The sequence below is a fragment of the Methylobacterium bullatum genome (assembly GCF_014845095.1).
In the GTDB taxonomy this organism is placed as follows: Bacteria; Pseudomonadota; Alphaproteobacteria; order Rhizobiales; family Beijerinckiaceae; genus Methylobacterium; species Methylobacterium bullatum.
Window position 1 is genome coordinate 1 of the sequence record NZ_NKUG01000033.1, and the last position, 15077, is coordinate 15077.

Genomic DNA, 15077 nt, shown 5'->3' on the forward strand with positions numbered 1-15077 from the left:
GTTCGGGATGGGCGGCGAGGCCCGGCGCGGTGCGCACGAGGTCGGGGTAGATCCGCCCCGGCTCGTGGCCGGTGAGACGCGGCCCGACGAGACAGGCGAGCGTCATCGCGATGAGAAGCAGGAGGGCGGCGAGGGCGCCGCGATTGCGCGCGAACCGGGTCCATGCGCGCCTCATCGGGCCGTCCTCAGGCGCGGATCGAGAAGGGCGCAGACGATGTCGGCGACGATGTTGAGGAGGGTGACGAACACGGCCACCAGCACCACGGTCCCCATCACCAGGGTGTAGTCACGGTTGAGCGCCCCGTCGACGAAGGCGCGGCCGATGCCGGGCAGGCCGAAGACCGTCTCCACCACGACGGAGCCGGTGAGCAGCGCGGCGGCGGTCGGCCCGAGGACGGACACCACCGGCAGCAGCGCCCCGCGCAGGGCATGGCGGGCGATGCGGTGGGGCGGCAGGCCCATGGCGCGCATGGTGCGGACCGGCTGGGCGTTCAGGGTCTCGTTGAGCGAGACCCGCGTCAGGCGGGCGATGGCGCCGATCTGCGGCAGGGCGAGGGTGAGGACGGGAAGCATGAGATGCGAGGGCGCGCCGCCCTCCCAGCCTCCCACGGGGAGCCAGCGCAGGGTCAGCCCGAACACGATCTGGAGCAGCGGCGCCACGACGAAGTTGGGCACCGCCAGGGTCAGCCCGGCAAGAAGGCCGATGGTCCGGTCGATCCATCCGCCGCGACGGAGAGCGGCCCAGCTTCCTAAGCCGATCCCGCAGGCCAGCGCCAGGACGAGGGCGAGGCCACCCAGGGTCATGGAGACGGGCAGGCCGCGCGCGAACAGGTCGGCCACGGTCAAATCGCGGAACGAGAAGGACGGGCCGAGGTCGCCCCGCATCAGCGCGCCGAGATAGCGCCCGAACTGGACGATCAACGGCTGATCGAGGCCGTAGATGGCGGCGAGGTTGCGCATCGCCGCCGGCGGCAGCGGACGTTCCAGGTCGAACGGCCCTCCGGGGGCGAGGCGGATCAGGAAGAAGCTGCCGGTGACCACGAGGAACAGGGTCGGGACCGCCTGGGCGATGCGGCGCAGGATGAGGCCGATCATGCCGCCGCCGGCCTCACGGTTCGAGCCTCAGGAAGCGCGTCGGCGACGCGTTGCGCGGATTCGGGTGATAGCCGGTGAGACGGGGCGAGATCAGCGCCTTCGACCGGGTGTGGAACACCGGGATCCATGGCAAATCGTCGAGCATGATCGTCTCGGCCCGGAACAGGAGGTCGGCCCGCTTGGCGAGATTCCGCTCGGCGGCCGCCTCGCGCATCAGCCCGTCATAGTCCGGATTGCCGTAACGGCCGGGGTTGACCCCTTCATTGCCGGTCTCCAGCAGGAACAGGAAATTCTGCGGATCGGAGTAATCGGCGACCCAGGACATGCGGGCGACATCGAAATCGCCGCCGTCGCGCAGATGGGCGAAATGGGTCTTGGCATCGGTATAGACGAGGCGCGTGTCGACGCCGATGCCCCGCCACATGTCGGCGATGGCGACTGCCGTGTTGCGGTTGTTGTCGGTGCTGTTGAAGCGATACTCGACCCGGAGGGGCTTGCCGCCAGGGCCGAACCCGGCCTCGGCGAGCAACGACCGCGCCTCCTCCTCGCGGTCGATGGGCATGGCGCTGCGGCCTTCGATTTCCGGCGGCGCGCGGTAATTGTCGAGGCCCGGCGGGCACAGGGAATAGGCCGGCGCCATGGTCTCGCCCCACAGCCTCTCGGCCAGAAACTCCCGGTCGATCACCAGGGACAGCGCCCGGCGCAGGCGGACGTCGTCGAAGGGGGGCTTTCGGGTGTTGACGGCCAGGGCATAGAGCCCGAGCGACGGGCCGAGGACGACCTGATCGCCGAACCTCCCCTTGAGGGAGGCCATCTGGTCGCCCGGCAGATCGGCCAGGGAATCGATCTCGCCGGCGGCGTAGCGGCGGACCGCGCTGGACAGGTCGGGCGTCGGCAGGAAGGCCACGGTCTCGATGGAGACGCCGGCCGCCGCATGGAAATAGGGGTTGCGCCGCAAGGTGATGCGGTCGTTCGGCACCATGTCCACGAGGGCGTAGGCACCGTTGCTGACGAGGTTGCCCGGCCGGGTGAAGGCATCGCCGAACCGGGCGATCGAGGGCGGGTGGACCGGCAGCGAAGTCTGGTGGGTGAGAAGTTCGAGGAGGTAGGGCGTCGGCCGGTCGAGGGTGACGACGAGGGTACGGGCATCCGGCGCGGTCACGCCGAGCGTCTCGGGTGCGGCCTCACCCTGGTTCACGGCGCGGGCGTTCTTGAGCGGATACAGCACCTCGGCATATTTCGCCGCCGTCTCCGGGGCCATGATCCGGCGCAGACCGAAGACGAAATCCGCCGCCACCACGGGATCGCCGTTCGACCAGCGTCCGTTCTCGCGCAGATGGAACGTGTAGGTCAGGGCGTCGTCGGAGACGGCCCAGTGCGTCGCGGCGCCGGGAATGAGAGCGCCGTGATTGTCGTAGGTGAGCAGCCCCTCGTAGAGGTCGCGCAGGATATGCGCCTCCGCCACGGTGGAGGATTTGTGCGGATCGAGGGTTTCCGGATCGGCATCGTTGCCGCGCCGGTAGACGGGCGAGGCCGCCGCACGCGCCGGACCGGTTCCTGCCACGAGCAGGGCGCCGCCGCCGAGAAGGCAGGCGCGCCGGTCCATGCGCATGGCGGCGCTCAGGCGCCGGTCTGCGCGGTGAAGCCGGCCGCCTCGATCCCGGCGAGCGCGCAGAGTTCGTCGTTGTCGGAGGTATCGCCCGAGATGCCGACGGCGCCGATGACCGCATCGCCATCGCGGATCAGGACACCGCCCGGCACCGGCACCAGCGCGGCGGGACCGACGAGATGGCTCACGGCCGCCACGAAATAGGCCTGCTCCTCGGCCCGCTTGTGGATCGCGCGCCCGCCGAGGCCCAGCGCCAGGCAGCCATTGGCCTTGCCCATGGCGACCTCCGCCCGGCGCAGGGACGTGCCGTCCTCGGCGGCCATGGCCTTGAGCGCGCCGCGCGCATCGTAGACCACCACCGCGAGGGGCTTCAGGCTGTGCCCGCGCGCCGTCTCGAGGGCGGTGGCGACGATGGTCTGGGCGGCGGCGAGGGTCAGGTCGGGCATCGGCTTACCGGGGGATGAGGTCACGGGTCATACCGGACGTAGCCCGGCCGTCGATGCCGGACCAGCCCCGGCCTCACCCCTCGCTGTCGGCCAGGAACGCATCGTAGTGCCGCGTCACCGCCGCCAGATCCTCGAAATGCGGGAAGGCCCCGGTGGGCAGGACGTCGACGGTCCAGTTCGGGCGGCCGGCGACACGGTCGGCATGGCGGTAATCGACGAAATCGCCGCGCACCCCGTGGATCATCCAGACCGGGAGGGTGAGCGCCTCGTAGAACCGCCCCGGCGCGTCTGGGAACAGGGCACCGGACAGGAACGAGAACGGCGCATGCCGCGCGCCCGGACGATGCGCCGAGGCGTGATCGTAGGCGAGCAGGCCCTCGTCGATGTCCTTCGAGCCCCAGGTCTTTTCCAGGAAGAAGCGCATGCTCGGCCGGCTCACGAGGAGATCGAACAGCGGCTCTCCCCAGAGCGGCGCGTTCAGCATGGCGCGGGCGACGGCGCCGCCGTGACGGGTCCGCTCGCGGTGTCGGCCGACGAAGCGGGAATCGAAGCCGGTGGGGCTGACGAGGCCGAGACTGCGATAATCGCCCGGCGCCTCGAGAGCGGCGGCGGCGAGGTATTCGCAGGACAGGGACAGGGCGACCGCATCGATCTTCCCGCCGCCGTGTCGCGCACGGATCTCGGCGGTGACGGCCTGGATCGCATCGGACATCAGGCGGGGCGTGTAGCCCCGGTCGCTGCGTTCCGAGAAACCGAAGCCCGGCAGGTCGAGGGCATAGACCGGGCGGCTCCCCGCGTAATGCCGGTAGAGCGGTCGGATCTCATAGGCGTTCGCCGCCGCGTTGACCGAGTGGATCAGCAGCAGCGGAACGCCCGGCGCGGTGGCGTCGCCATAAAGGCCGATATCCCCGGCCAGGGTTTCCAGGCGCTCGTGTCGTCCCGGCAGGGCGGGATGCAACGTCTGATCGTGGTCGATCCCCAACCGGCTCCATGCGATCCAGGCGCCCGCCGCGCCGAGGGGCAGGAGAGCGAGCTTGGCGGCGAGGCTCACGCGGGATGCAGGCCTGTCGCGGCGGATCGGTGCGGTCATCGTCTCGTCCGGGTAGGGAATCGTCTGCGAGAAACGCGAAGGCTGCCCGGTCGATCCAGGCCTTCCCCTCGCTACGCCGTCGCGCCCTCGATCTCGCCGCTGAGTTCCAGCCATTCCTCCTCCGCCGCTTCCAGGGCGGCGGCGGCGTCGGAGCGCATCTTTGCGAGTTCTCCGGCCTTGGCGGCATTGGTCTGGAAGGCGGTGCCGTCGGCGAGCGCCGCGTCGATCTTGGTCATGGCGTCGGTGAGCTTCTTCATCCGCGCCTCGACGCCCTCCAGCTTCTTGCGCAGGGGGGCCAGAGCCACGCGGCGGTCGGCGTTGGAGCGGCGCTCCAGCGCCTTCACCCCGCCGGTCGCCTCGGACGCGCTCGTCTGAGCCTCGCGTTCGGGGCCGGCGAGGACGAAGCGGCGGTAATCGTCCATGTCCCCGTCGAAGGCCTTCACGCTGCCGTTCGCCACGAGCCAGAGCCGGTCGGCGCAGGCCTCCACCAGGAAGCGGTCGTGGCTCACCAGAATGACCGCGCCCTCGTAGTCGTTGATCGCTTCCACCAGGGCCTGCCGGCTCTCGATGTCGAGATGGTTGGTGGGCTCGTCGAGGATCAGGAGATGCGGCCCCTTGAAGGCCGCCAGCCCCATCAGCAGGCGCGCTTTCTCACCGCCCGAGAGCTGCGAGACCGGCGTCTCGGATTTGGTGCCCGAGAAGCCGAGCCGGGCGGCGGCGGCGCGGGCCTTCGATTCCGGCACGTCCGGCATCAGGTCGCGGACATGGGCGTAGGCGCTGTCGGCCGGGCGCAATTCGTCGAGCTGGTGCTGGGCGAAATAGGCCACCTCCATCTTGCCCGAGCGCCGCATCTCGCCGCTCAAGGGGGGCAGGCGCCCGCCGATGAGCTTGCAGAAGGTCGACTTGCCGTTGCCGTTGGCGCCGAGCAGCGCGACCCGGTCGTCGGGGGCGAGACTGAGATTCAGGCCAGACAGGACGATGCGGTCCGGGTAGCCCGCCTGTACCCGCTCCATAGCGACGATGGGCGGGGAGAGCGGACGTTCGGGGCTCGGCAGGCGGAAGGCCGGTACGTCGTCCTCGATCACCGAGGCGATGATCTCCATCTTGGCGAGGCGCTTGACGCGGGACTGGGCCTGGCGCGCCTTCGTGGCCTTCGCCTTGAACCGGTCGACGAAGCTCTGGAGATGCGCACGCTCCGCATCCTGCTTGGCCTTGGCCTTGGACTGCAGCACGCGCTTCTCGGCCACCTGCCGGGCGAAGGAGGTGTAGCCACCCCGATAGATACTGAGCTTGCCGCGGTCGAGATGCAGGATGTGATCGACGCATTCGTCGAGCAGGTCGCGGTCATGGGAAATGATGACGGCGGTGCGCGGATAGCGCTCGAGATAGTCGTAGAGCCAGATCGTGCCCTCGATGTCGAGGTAGTTGGTGGGCTCGTCGAGGAGGAGCAGGTCGGGCTCCGAGAACAGCACGGCGGCCAGCGCCACGCGCATGCGCCATCCACCCGAGAAGTCGGAACAGGGCCGCCCCTGCGCCTCCGCGTCGAATCCGAGGCCGTGCAGGATGGCGGCGGCGCGGGCAGGCGCCGAATGCGCTTCGATATCGACGAGGCGCGTCTCGATCTCGGCCCGGCGCAGGCCGTCGGCATGCTCCGCCTCGGCCATCAGGCGCGCCCGCTCGGTATCGGCGGCGAGCACCACGGCATGCAGAGTTTCAGGGCCGGCCGGGGCCTCCTGCGCCACGGCGCCGATGCGCATGCCCTTTGGCATCGAGACGGTGCCGCCCTCGGTGGGCAACTCGCCGAGGATCGCCTTGAACAACGTCGTCTTGCCCGCGCCGTTGCGGCCCACGAGCCCGACGCGGGCCCGGTCCGGAATGACGAAAGTGGCGCCGTCGAGGATCAGGCGTTCGCCGATGCGGTAGGTGAGGTCGTTGACGCGAAGCATGGAAGGCTTCTGGCGGCGCGCGGCAAGGGTTGCAAGGGGAGCGTCACGAGGCGAGGGCAGCAGGGTGCCGTATCCGGCGGGGGCGGAGCGCTGTAATCCGGCCGCCATGACCGTGACGCTTCTCGCCGCCCTCGTTCCGATCGCACTCCTCATAGGTCTCGGCGCGGCCCTGCGCCGCCTCGGCTTCCTCGCCGAGGGCTTCTGGCCGCAGGCCGAACGCCTCGCCTATTACGTGCTGCTGCCGAGCCTTCTCCTGGACAGCCTCGCCACCGCACGCCTCGCCGACGTCCCGGTGGGTGCGCTCGCCCTGGTCCTGGTTTTCTCGACCCTGGCGGTGGCGGGCCTCACACTGGCGGCCCGGCCACGCCTCGGCTTCGGCGGACCGGCCTTCACCTCGGTGTTCCAGGGTGGGATCCGGTTCAACAACTATGTGGGGGTCTCGGCGGCGGCGGGTCTCTACGGCGCCCAGGGCGTCGCGCTGGCGGCGGTGGCGAACGCCGCGATCGTGCCGACGGTCAACGTCCTCTGCGTTCTGGTCTTCGCCCGTTTCGGCACGGGGGGCCGACCCTCGGCCCTCGGCCTCGCGCGGCAGATCGCTCTCAATCCGCTGGTCCTCGGGAGCCTGGGCGGCATCGCGCTCCAGGCCTCGGGGCTCGGCCTGCCGCCGGGACTCGAGCCGATGCTGCGAGCCTTGGGCCAGGCGTCGCTGCCGCTGGGCCTGCTCTGCGTCGGGGCCGCCCTCGATTTCGGATCGGCGCGAAGCTGGATCAGGCCGGTCGCCGTGGCGTCCCTGATCAAGTTCGGGCTGATGCCGACCGCCACGATCCTGGCCTGCCTCGCCTTGGGGCTCAAGGGTCCGGCCGCGGTGACGGCCCTGCTGTTCCAGACCCTGCCGACCGCCTCGTCGTCCTACATCCTATCGCGCCAGCTCGGCGGGGACGCGCCGCTGATGGCAGGGATCACGGCGACCCAGACCGTGATCGCCGGGGTGGCGCTCCCCCTTGTCCTGGCGATCGTGCTGGCCTTGGCCGGACTCGGCTGAGACGCCCCCGCGGCCCCCTGGTCAGGTCAGCTCCCAGGCGGCGGGATCGTTCATCAGGGCCGCGACCAGGGCGTGGTTCAGCTCGTGCCCCGTATGCGCGGCCTCGATCCGGCCGAGGATCGGGTATCCCGCCAGCGCCAGATCGCCGATCAGATCCAGCATGCGATGGCGCACCGGCTCGTCGGGCACCGTCATCCCGCCGATGATCTGTCCGCCGACGATACAGGCGGTCGAAGAGAGGTTCGCCCCCCGCAGCAGCGGCTTGCGCAGGAGCATCCCGTAGATCTTGGCCGGAATCGCCCATTTGGCCCGCCCGAAACTGCGCGAGGGAGCCAGCTGCTCGGTAAACACCTCCGGGGTGATCGTGCCGGACCAGTGCATGGGGTCGAAACGCGAGAGTTCGAGACGACCGGAGAGGTGAAGCGCATCCGCCGGGGCGATCCTCAACGTCCGGTGGTCCTGTCGGACCTCGACCGGCCGCAGCACCCGGATGCTGCGCAGCTGCGCGTCGCTCTCGGTCCGGCCGCTCGCGCGCAAACCCTCGCACCAGGGCAGGGCGCCCCCGTCGAAGATCGGCAGTTCCTCCGCGTCGAGGGAGACCAGCGCGTTGTCGATGCGATGGGCGTAGAGCGCGGCCAGAAGATGCTCCACGGTCCGGACCAGGGGTCCGTGGGGCGAGCGAAGGGCGGTGCAGAGCGGTTGCGTCTCGCGAAAAGTCCACAGGGCCGGCACATCCACCGTGCGGCCACGGCCGAGATCGCGTCGGAACACGATGCCGTGGTCGTCGCCGGCGGGCGCGACGGTGACCGTGACGCGGCGCCCGGTATGAAGGCCGTAGCCCGTCAGACGGACGCTCGCGGACAGGGTCGCCTGCCGTTGGCGCGCACTCGCCGGCGCCACGTCGTGCGCGGCCTGGATCGATGGGGCGGGGGAATTGGCCGCGACGTCTCGCGTCCACCACGGCGAGGGGACGTCCGCCTCGATCCTGGGTGGCCCCGGCTGACGGGTCGCGCCCGCGACGTCTCTCGATGACGCTGACCTTACCAGCACGTCTCGGCTCCCGGAGCGATCAACCGGGATTGTCATGAGACAGGGTGTTCATTTCCGGCGTGCGCCTATCGTAACCCCGCTCGATCGCAAAGGCAGGTAAACTACGCGCGAGGAGAGGGCGCTTTCCTCCGCACGATCGCGAAGCCGCAGCGGACCCCTAAATCCGGCGGACCGACTTTTTGGTAGGGATGGGCCGCCGGAATGGGTTGACCCACGGGACCGGCAGCTTAACGATCACCCGCTTTAGGAGACGATACCCGTGACCGCAGGACGGCTGGCGACAATCCCCTTCTTCAAGGAGCCGGGAATCGAGCTGTCGACCTACGAGACCCGTTGCCATTGGCGCCGGTTCGACGAGAACGAAGTCCTCGTCGATTACGACGACATCTCCACCGACGTCTATTTCCTCGCCTCCGGCGAGGTCCGCATCCTCAACCGCTCGCAATCGGGCAAGGAAGTGATCCTCGGCGAGATGCGGGGCGGCGCGTTCTTCGGCGAGCTCGCGGCCCTCGACGGAATCGGCCGCTCGGCCAACGTCACCGCCCTGACCCGCGGTGAGGTCTGTGTCGTCCCGGCCCCGATCTTCCGGCAGATGATCTTCGCCTCCGAGGCTATCGCCGACCGTCTGTTCCGCCTGCTCGCCAAGCGCGTGCGCGAACTCAACACGCGGCTGATGGAACACGCGCTCCTCGACCTGCGCCACCGCCTCTATGCCGAGTTGCTGCGCCTGTCCGTGCCGCGCGCCGGCGGCGACGGCGAACGGGTGGTGACGCCGCCGCCCTATCACCACGTGCTGGCCGCCCGCATCGGCTGCCGGCGCGAGCAGGTGACCCGCGAGTTCACCGTGATGGCGGCCGATGGCCTGATCGACCGGACCCGTGGCGCCCTCGTCATCCGCCGGCCCGACCTGCTGGAGGCGCGGGTGGCCGAAGCCTTGCGCGAGGACAATTGACGGCGCGGAACGCCGTGGTCCCGTTCCTCACCCTCCAACGGCTGACGAAGACGTTCGGCACCCATGATGCGGTGGCGGATCTCTCGCTCGACATGCCGTCGGGCGAAATCCTGTGCCTGCTCGGCCCCTCCGGCTGCGGCAAGAGCACCCTGCTTCGCCTGATCGCCGGGTTCGAGACGCCCACGGGCGGGGCGATCCGCCTCGACGGCACCGATCTCACCGGCCTCGCCCCGCACAGGCGGCCGGTGAACATGATGTTCCAGTCCTATGCGCTGTTTCCCCATCTCAGCGTCGCGCGCAACATCGCCTACGGGCTGAAAGGCCTCGGCCGTTCAGCCGCTTCCGCCCGCGTGGACGCGTTGCTGCGCCTGGTGCGGATGGACGAATTCGGGAACCGGGCACCCGAGACCCTGTCCGGAGGCCAGCGCCAGCGCGTCGCCCTCGCACGCGCCCTGGCGCGCGAACCGAAGGTGCTCCTCCTCGACGAGCCCCTCGGCGCCCTCGACCGGGGGCTCCGCGAGGAGACCCAGGGGGAGTTGCGCGCGATCCAGCGCCGCCTCGGCACCGCCTTCGTCATCGTCACCCACGACCCTTCCGAGGCCATGGCGCTCGCGGACCGGATCGGCGTGATGGACAAGGGCCGTCTCGTCCAGATCGGCCGGCCCGAGACGCTCTACGAACGGCCGGTCAATCGCTTCGTCGCCGGGCTGCTGGGCGACGTGAACCTCATTCCGGGGACGGTCGGGGAAACCGACGGGGCGCTGGTGCGGGTCGAGACCGCCCTCGGTCCGGTCCTCGCCCTCGGGGAGGGCGCCCCGGCCGCCGGCGCCCCCGCGCTGGTCGCCCTGCGCCCCGAGCGCATCGGGGCTTCACCCGTCGATCCGATGGCCACCGGGGATCGCAACGCCCTCGACGGGCACGTCGAGGCCTCGACCTATCTCGGCGACCGCATCCGTCTCCAGATCCGCATGGTGGACGGCAGCACCATCCGCGCGACCCTGCCGGCCGGAGCCGGGATCGACGGCGGCGTCCCGGTCCGCCTGTCCTTCACCCCCGACGCCGCGACGGTCATGGCGGCGTGATGAAGCGGCTCCTCCCGGTTGCGCCGTATCTGTGGCTCGCCGCCTTCGTGCTGCTGCCCTGCCTCATCACCCTCAAGATCAGCCTGTCCTCGCCGGCGACGGCGCAGCCGCCCTACCTGCCGGTGCTCGACTGGAGCGCCGGGATCGATGGATGGGGCGCGTTCCTCGAAGCCCTGGACTTCGCCAATTTCGAGACCCTGGCCGGGGACAGCCTGTATCGCGACGCGGCCCTGTCCTCCCTGGTCTATGCGGCCACGGCGACGGCGATCCTGGTGATCCTCGGCACGCCCGTCGCCCATGCCCTGGCCCGCTCGCCGGCCAGGCTCCAGCCGCTCCTCGTCGCCCTGGTGATCGTGCCGTTCTGGACGAGCTTCCTCATCCGCATCTATGCCTGGATCGCGATCCTGAAGCCCGAGGGCCTGCTCAATGCCGGCCTCGTCTGGACCGGTCTCATCGCCCGCCCCCTGGACATCCTGAACACTCCGGCGGCGGTGATGATCGGGCTGACCTATGCCTACCTGCCCTTCATGGTGCTGCCGCTCTACGCGGTGCTCTCCCGCCTCGACCCGACCCTGACGGAGGCCGCCGCCGATCTCGGGGCCTCGCCGGCGCGGGCGTTCTGGACCGTCACGCTGCCGCTGGCCCGGCCCGGCATCGTCGCGGGCGCGCTCCTCTGCTTCATTCCGATGGTGGGCGAGTTCATCATCCCCGATCTCCTCGGCGGCTCGGACACGCTGATGCTCGGCCGCGTCCTGTGGAGCGAGTTCTTCTCCAACCGGGACTGGCCGCTCGCCTCGGCGGTGGCGGTGCTGCTCCTCGTCCTCATCGTCGGACCGATCGTGCTGTTCCGGGATGCCGAACGCGGGCGCGGGGAGGTCGGCCGATGAGCCGGCTCAACCGGATCAGCCTCGGGCTCGGGCTCGCCTTCCTCTACGCGCCGATCGCCGTCCTCGTCGTCTTCTCGTTCAACGCCTCGTCCCTCGTGACGGTCTGGGGCGGGTTCTCCACACGCTGGTACGGAGTGCTCGTGAACGACGGCCCGCTCATCGCCGCCGCCCTCGTTTCCCTGAAAGTGGCGTCGCTCGCCGCCCTGGTGGCGACCGTCCTCGGCACCCTGGCGGCGCTGGCTCTCGACCGCAGCGGCCGCTTTAGCGGACGGGGTGCCTTCACCGGCCTCGTCTACGCGCCGATGGTGATGCCGGAGGTGATCACCGGCCTGTCGCTGCTGCTGCTCTTCGTCGGGCTCGGCCTCGACCGTGGCCTCGTGACCCTGGTCGTCGCCCACGCCACCCTCGGCCTCGGTTTCGTCGCCGTGGTGGTGGGCGCCCGGTTGAAGGGGCTCGACCGCTCCCTGGAGGAGGCGGCGGCGGATCTGGGAGCAGGACCCATCCGCGTCTTCGCCACCGTCACCCTGCCGCTGATCGCACCGTCCCTGGCGGCGGCGTTCCTCCTCGCCTTCACCCTTTCCCTCGACGACCTCGTCATCGCGAGCTTCGTCTCGGGGCCGGGGGCGACGACATTGCCGATGCGGCTCTACAGCCAGGTCCGCCTCGGCGTGAACCCGGAGATCAACGCCGCCTCTACACTTCTGGTCGGCGGCGTCACCCTCGTCGTGCTGACGGCGTCCTTCCTCACCGGCCGCCCCTCCGCCAGCGCTCAGGGCACGTAGGCGCGCACCCGCGTCGGCAGGTCGAGCGCCCCCGTCCGCGCCCCCTGCATCGCATCGGGAGCCAGGATCGAGCCGCCCCGGGAGTCGAGGTCGGAACCGCCCTCCCGCGGGATGACGCGAACGGCGACGGCGTCCCAGGGACCGTCGATGTCGAAGAGCGGCCCCTGCGCCGGGGCCGAAGACAGGTTCTTGGGTGAGACCGGCCGCAGGACGGTGTCGGTGGATACACGCGGTGTCAGCTCCGCCCTGGCGGCGAGGGTCCGCTCCGGCAGCGACAGGGTTCCGCGCAGCGATGCGGACAGCGACGTGGTCTTCAGCATTCCATCCGTGATCTCGCCGATCCCGTCGACGAAGCGCAGCACCACCCCCGCGCGTTCGAAGGGCGTACGGCCGTTCCGGCGGACCAGGGCGCCATCGGCGGCGACGCCGTTGCGATGGATCACGTCGGCGAGGTCGAGGCCGGCGAGGGTGCCGTTCTCCATGGCCAAGGACGAACGTCCATTGAGGTGAGCGATCAGCCCGGCGGCGGTACGGCCCGATCCCTCAAGGGTGAAGTGCCCCTGGGCATTGCCCAGGATCCAGCCCTCCTGCCCGACATCGACGAGGAAGGCGCCGAGATCGAGCTGGTCGAAAGCCCCCTGCGCACGCAGTTCGGTCTCGCCGCGATCGGTGGCGGAGGTGGTGAGGCCGAACCGTCCCTTGACGAGGCCGCCCCTCACCATCGCGCGGACGAGAGAGCCCTCGACGCTGCCGTCGCGCACCAGCAGGCTGGATGCGAGATCCTCCATCACCACCGGGCCGAGGCGGGCACTGCCCGCCGAGAGACGCAGATCGAGGTCGCCGCCGGTGAAGGGCCGCAGGGCCAGGCTCTGCCGGCTCCAGCCGTTGGCGTTCAGCGTGTCGTCCGAGCCGAAGACCCGGACCAGGGTGGCCAGAACGGGGGCGAGGTTCAGGTTCTCCGCCGCCAGGGTCGCCTGCAGGGCCGGGCGGCCCTGGCCGAAGCTGATCGAGCCGGCACCTTCCAGGCTGTTGTCACCGAGCCGTAGACGCATGGTCGGTAGGAGCAGGTTGCGGCCCGAACTCTCGAACGTACCGTCTATGGCGAAGGTATCGAGCAACGGCGACAGGGCGATGTCCGTCCCCGCCCAGGCCAAAGTCTCGCGCAGGGAACGGGTCTGCAGGCTGCCCTGGCCGCGAAGCGATACCCCGTCGGCGAGGCTGCCGCTTCCCTCCGCCGTCATCTGGCCTGCGGGCCAGGTCGCGCTGGCGGAGAACGGGGATTCACGGCCCGAGAACAGCTCGTCCAGACGAACCCCGGAGAGCGAGAACCGGGTGGGAGTCTCGTTCCAGACGAAGCTTCCCGCGACGTTGGTCTGCGAACTCCAGAACGGCCAGGCGAGGACCAGATCGACGTCGCTGGCGGTCTGGGCACTGCCGTCGCGCGGATCGCGCCCCACCAGGATCGCATCCGTGAGGCTGATGCGACGGGGACGCGACGCGCCGCCCTCGGTCAGGCGCGCCTTGAGCCGGCGGAACGGCTCGACCCAACGCCGGTCCCCGTCATCGACGGGGAGGGTGATCGTGGTGCGCTCGAGGGAGAGGGTATCGATCTCGATACGGCCGGCGAGGAGGGCGCGGATCCCGAGCTTGAGGGTGAGCGTTCCGCCCTCGGCGAGAAGCGGCCCGTCGACCGTCCCGGCACTGAGACGGACTCCCTCGAAATCCAGCCGTGGAATGGGCAGCAGGGCGATGCCTGCCCGCCCCCCGGCCGTCATCGCGATTCCGTAACCGGTCGCCAGCGATTTGCCGACGCCCCGCGTGAGGCGCGCGGAGGCGACGGACCAGGGCAGGCAGGCAGCGATCAGGGCGAGGACGAGGCTGCCGATACAGACGGCCGGCAGGAGGCGACGGAGCGGCATATCTCTCCCTATCGGAGCAAAACCGCGACGCGCGGTCCCGCGCACGGCCTCGCCCAGCCGCTGCGGTCGATCTTCGAAAACCTGCCCCCCGTTTCATTCCATAGCGAGCCGGACGGGGTTTGTCTGCCATGCATCATTTCTCCGCAGTGGAGCATTCGGAAACGGGCTCTCGTCCTTGGAGCCGTCCTTCCCCGACGGCTCAACCTGCTACAGGTCTCGTGACCCTTATTCTTTCCACCACGATGTTCTCCCGCAGGATCTTGCCGAAACGCCATGTCCTGGCGCAGAGCATGTCCTGGCGCAGAGACAGGACAGACGGACGCGGCCCTCCCTTGTCGATCCGAGCCCCGCGCGAGCCGGGCCGGGGAGGCGGGATTGGCTCGCGTTTCGCAGGGCAGCCCGAAACGGCGCCAGGAACCGGATTTCGGGAGGAAGGCTTGAGATGAAGAAGGTATATTCCGACGCCACGCAGGCGGTCGCCGGCTTGCTCAAGGACGGCATGACGATCATGGCCGGCGGCTTCGGCCTGTGCGGCATTCCCGACGAGCTGATCGACGCGATCCAGGCGTCAGGGGTCAAGGATCTCACCGTCATCTCCAACAATGCCGGCATCGACAATGTCGGCCTCGGCAAGCTGCTGCAGACCCGCCAGATCGCCAAGATGATCTCGTCCTATGTCGGCGAGAACAAGGAATTCGCCCGCCAGTATCTCGGCGGCGAACTCGCCATCGAGTTCAACCCCCAGGGCACCCTGGCCGAGCGCATCCGCGCCGGCGGGGCGGGCATCCCGGCCTTCTTCACCAAGACCGGCGTCGGAACCCTCATCGCCGAGGGCAAGGAAGTGCGCGAGTTCGACGGCGAGGATTACGTGATGGAGCGCGGTCTCTTCGCCGATCTCGCCATCGTCCATGCCTGGAAGGGCGATACCGAAGGCAACCTCGTCTACCGGAAGACCGCCCGCAACTTCAATCCGATGATGGCCACCGCCGCCAAGGTGACGGTCGCTCAGGTGGAACACCTGGTCCAGCCGGGCGAGATCGACGGCGACGCGATCCATACGCCGGGCATCTTCGTCAAGCGCATCATCCACGTGGCGATCCGCGAGAAGAGGATCGAGCAGCGCACCACGCGCAAGCGTGGCGAGGCCGCCGCCTCTTCCGCCGCCGTCTGACATCCT

General features: G+C 69.8%; 13 protein-coding genes and 1 pseudogene. 6 read left to right on the top strand and 8 right to left on the bottom strand.

The genetic code is table 11. The features are described from left to right. From MBTS_RS04240 to MBTS_RS04265, 6 genes and pseudogenes are all read right to left on the bottom strand, one after another. Positions 1–175, bottom strand: a pseudogene (locus MBTS_RS04240) (ABC transporter permease); the annotation flags it as partial. Then, a complete protein-coding gene (locus tag MBTS_RS04245; RefSeq protein ID WP_192215154.1) occupies positions 172–1095 on the bottom strand; it encodes an ABC transporter permease in 924 nt (307 codons plus the stop codon). The pseudogene MBTS_RS04240 and the gene MBTS_RS04245, both read right to left, overlap by 4 nt. 13 nt (positions 1096–1108) lie before the next feature. Further along, positions 1109–2707, bottom strand: a complete 1599-nt coding sequence (locus MBTS_RS04250) for a peptide ABC transporter substrate-binding protein (protein WP_192215155.1) — start codon at positions 2705–2707, stop codon at positions 1109–1111. A gap of 8 nt (positions 2708–2715) precedes the next feature. Next, on the bottom strand, positions 2716–3150 hold the full coding sequence (locus MBTS_RS04255) for a GlcG/HbpS family heme-binding protein (protein ID WP_147832888.1): 435 nt from the start codon (positions 3148–3150) through the stop codon (positions 2716–2718). Positions 3151–3223: 73 nt separating this feature from the next. Then, complete coding sequence (locus MBTS_RS04260; RefSeq protein ID WP_192215156.1) at positions 3224–4240, bottom strand: alpha/beta fold hydrolase; 1017 nt, start codon at positions 4238–4240, stop codon at positions 3224–3226. A gap of 71 nt (positions 4241–4311) precedes the next feature. Then, positions 4312–6186 carry an ABC-F family ATP-binding cassette domain-containing protein gene (locus MBTS_RS04265; protein WP_192215157.1) on the bottom strand — a complete coding sequence of 625 codons (1875 nt, stop codon included), beginning with the start codon at positions 6184–6186 and terminating at the stop codon, positions 4312–4314. A 106-nt stretch (positions 6187–6292) separates the two neighbouring features. Here MBTS_RS04265 and MBTS_RS04270 point away from each other — a divergent pair, with 106 nt between their 5' ends. Then, positions 6293–7228, top strand: coding sequence for an AEC family transporter (locus MBTS_RS04270; protein WP_192215168.1), 936 nt, complete (start codon positions 6293–6295; stop codon positions 7226–7228). Positions 7229–7249: 21 nt separating this feature from the next. On the opposite strand, the gene MBTS_RS04275 is transcribed toward MBTS_RS04270, so the two are convergent. Then, complete coding sequence (locus MBTS_RS04275; protein ID WP_192215158.1) at positions 7250–8128, bottom strand: UDP-3-O-acyl-N-acetylglucosamine deacetylase; 879 nt, start codon at positions 8126–8128, stop codon at positions 7250–7252. Positions 8129–8537: 409 nt separating this feature from the next. Here MBTS_RS04275 and MBTS_RS04280 point away from each other — a divergent pair, with 409 nt between their 5' ends. From MBTS_RS04280 to MBTS_RS04295, 4 genes are read left to right on the top strand one after another with little or no spacing between them, the layout of a single operon-like run. Further along, the gene (locus MBTS_RS04280) at positions 8538–9230 is read left to right on the top strand and encodes a Crp/Fnr family transcriptional regulator (RefSeq protein WP_018043200.1); all 693 of its coding nucleotides are present in this window, start codon (positions 8538–8540) and stop codon (positions 9228–9230) included. Then, positions 9227–10312, top strand: coding sequence for an ABC transporter ATP-binding protein (locus MBTS_RS04285; RefSeq protein WP_056149012.1), 1086 nt, complete (start codon positions 9227–9229; stop codon positions 10310–10312). Before MBTS_RS04280 ends, MBTS_RS04285 begins: the two co-directional genes overlap by 4 nt. Then, on the top strand, positions 10312–11199 hold the full coding sequence (locus tag MBTS_RS04290; RefSeq protein ID WP_056149010.1) for an ABC transporter permease: 888 nt from the start codon (positions 10312–10314) through the stop codon (positions 11197–11199). The genes MBTS_RS04285 and MBTS_RS04290 overlap by 1 nt, the downstream gene beginning before the upstream one ends. Continuing rightward, complete coding sequence (locus tag MBTS_RS04295) at positions 11196–11981, top strand: ABC transporter permease (RefSeq protein WP_192215159.1); 786 nt, start codon at positions 11196–11198, stop codon at positions 11979–11981. The genes MBTS_RS04290 and MBTS_RS04295 overlap by 4 nt, the downstream gene beginning before the upstream one ends. On the opposite strand, the gene MBTS_RS04300 is transcribed toward MBTS_RS04295, so the two are convergent. Next, positions 11969–13900 carry an AsmA family protein gene (locus MBTS_RS04300; protein ID WP_192215160.1) on the bottom strand — a complete coding sequence of 644 codons (1932 nt, stop codon included), beginning with the start codon at positions 13898–13900 and terminating at the stop codon, positions 11969–11971. The two genes, MBTS_RS04295 and MBTS_RS04300, sit on opposite strands and share 13 nt — an antisense overlap. 442 nt (positions 13901–14342) lie before the next feature. On the opposite strand from MBTS_RS04300, the gene MBTS_RS04305 reads away from it, so the two are divergent. Beyond that, positions 14343–15071 (top strand): CoA transferase subunit A, encoded by a 729-nt coding sequence (locus tag MBTS_RS04305; RefSeq protein ID WP_056163190.1) that lies wholly within the window; start codon positions 14343–14345, stop codon positions 15069–15071. The last annotated feature ends 6 nt before the right edge of the window (positions 15072–15077 follow it).

Bases quoted from the DNA above. Each gene is read 5' to 3' on its own strand.
- MBTS_RS04245 (WP_192215154.1), bottom strand. From the start codon at position 1,095: ATGATCGGCCTCATCCTGCGCCGCATCGCCCAGGCGGTCCCGACCCTG.
- MBTS_RS04250 (WP_192215155.1), bottom strand. From the start codon at position 2,707: ATGCGCATGGACCGGCGCGCCTGCCTTCTCGGCGGCGGCGCCCTGCTC.
- MBTS_RS04255 (WP_147832888.1), bottom strand. From the start codon at position 3,150: ATGCCCGACCTGACCCTCGCCGCCGCCCAGACCATCGTCGCCACCGCC.
- MBTS_RS04260 (WP_192215156.1), bottom strand. From the start codon at position 4,240: ATGACCGCACCGATCCGCCGCGACAGGCCTGCATCCCGCGTGAGCCTC.
- MBTS_RS04265 (WP_192215157.1), bottom strand. From the start codon at position 6,186: ATGCTTCGCGTCAACGACCTCACCTACCGCATCGGCGAACGCCTGATC.
- MBTS_RS04270 (WP_192215168.1), top strand. From the start codon at position 6,293: ATGACCGTGACGCTTCTCGCCGCCCTCGTTCCGATCGCACTCCTCATA.
- MBTS_RS04290 (WP_056149010.1), top strand. From the start codon at position 10,312: ATGAAGCGGCTCCTCCCGGTTGCGCCGTATCTGTGGCTCGCCGCCTTC.
- MBTS_RS04295 (WP_192215159.1), top strand. From the start codon at position 11,196: ATGAGCCGGCTCAACCGGATCAGCCTCGGGCTCGGGCTCGCCTTCCTC.
- MBTS_RS04300 (WP_192215160.1), bottom strand. From the start codon at position 13,900: ATGCCGCTCCGTCGCCTCCTGCCGGCCGTCTGTATCGGCAGCCTCGTC.
- MBTS_RS04305 (WP_056163190.1), top strand. From the start codon at position 14,343: ATGAAGAAGGTATATTCCGACGCCACGCAGGCGGTCGCCGGCTTGCTC.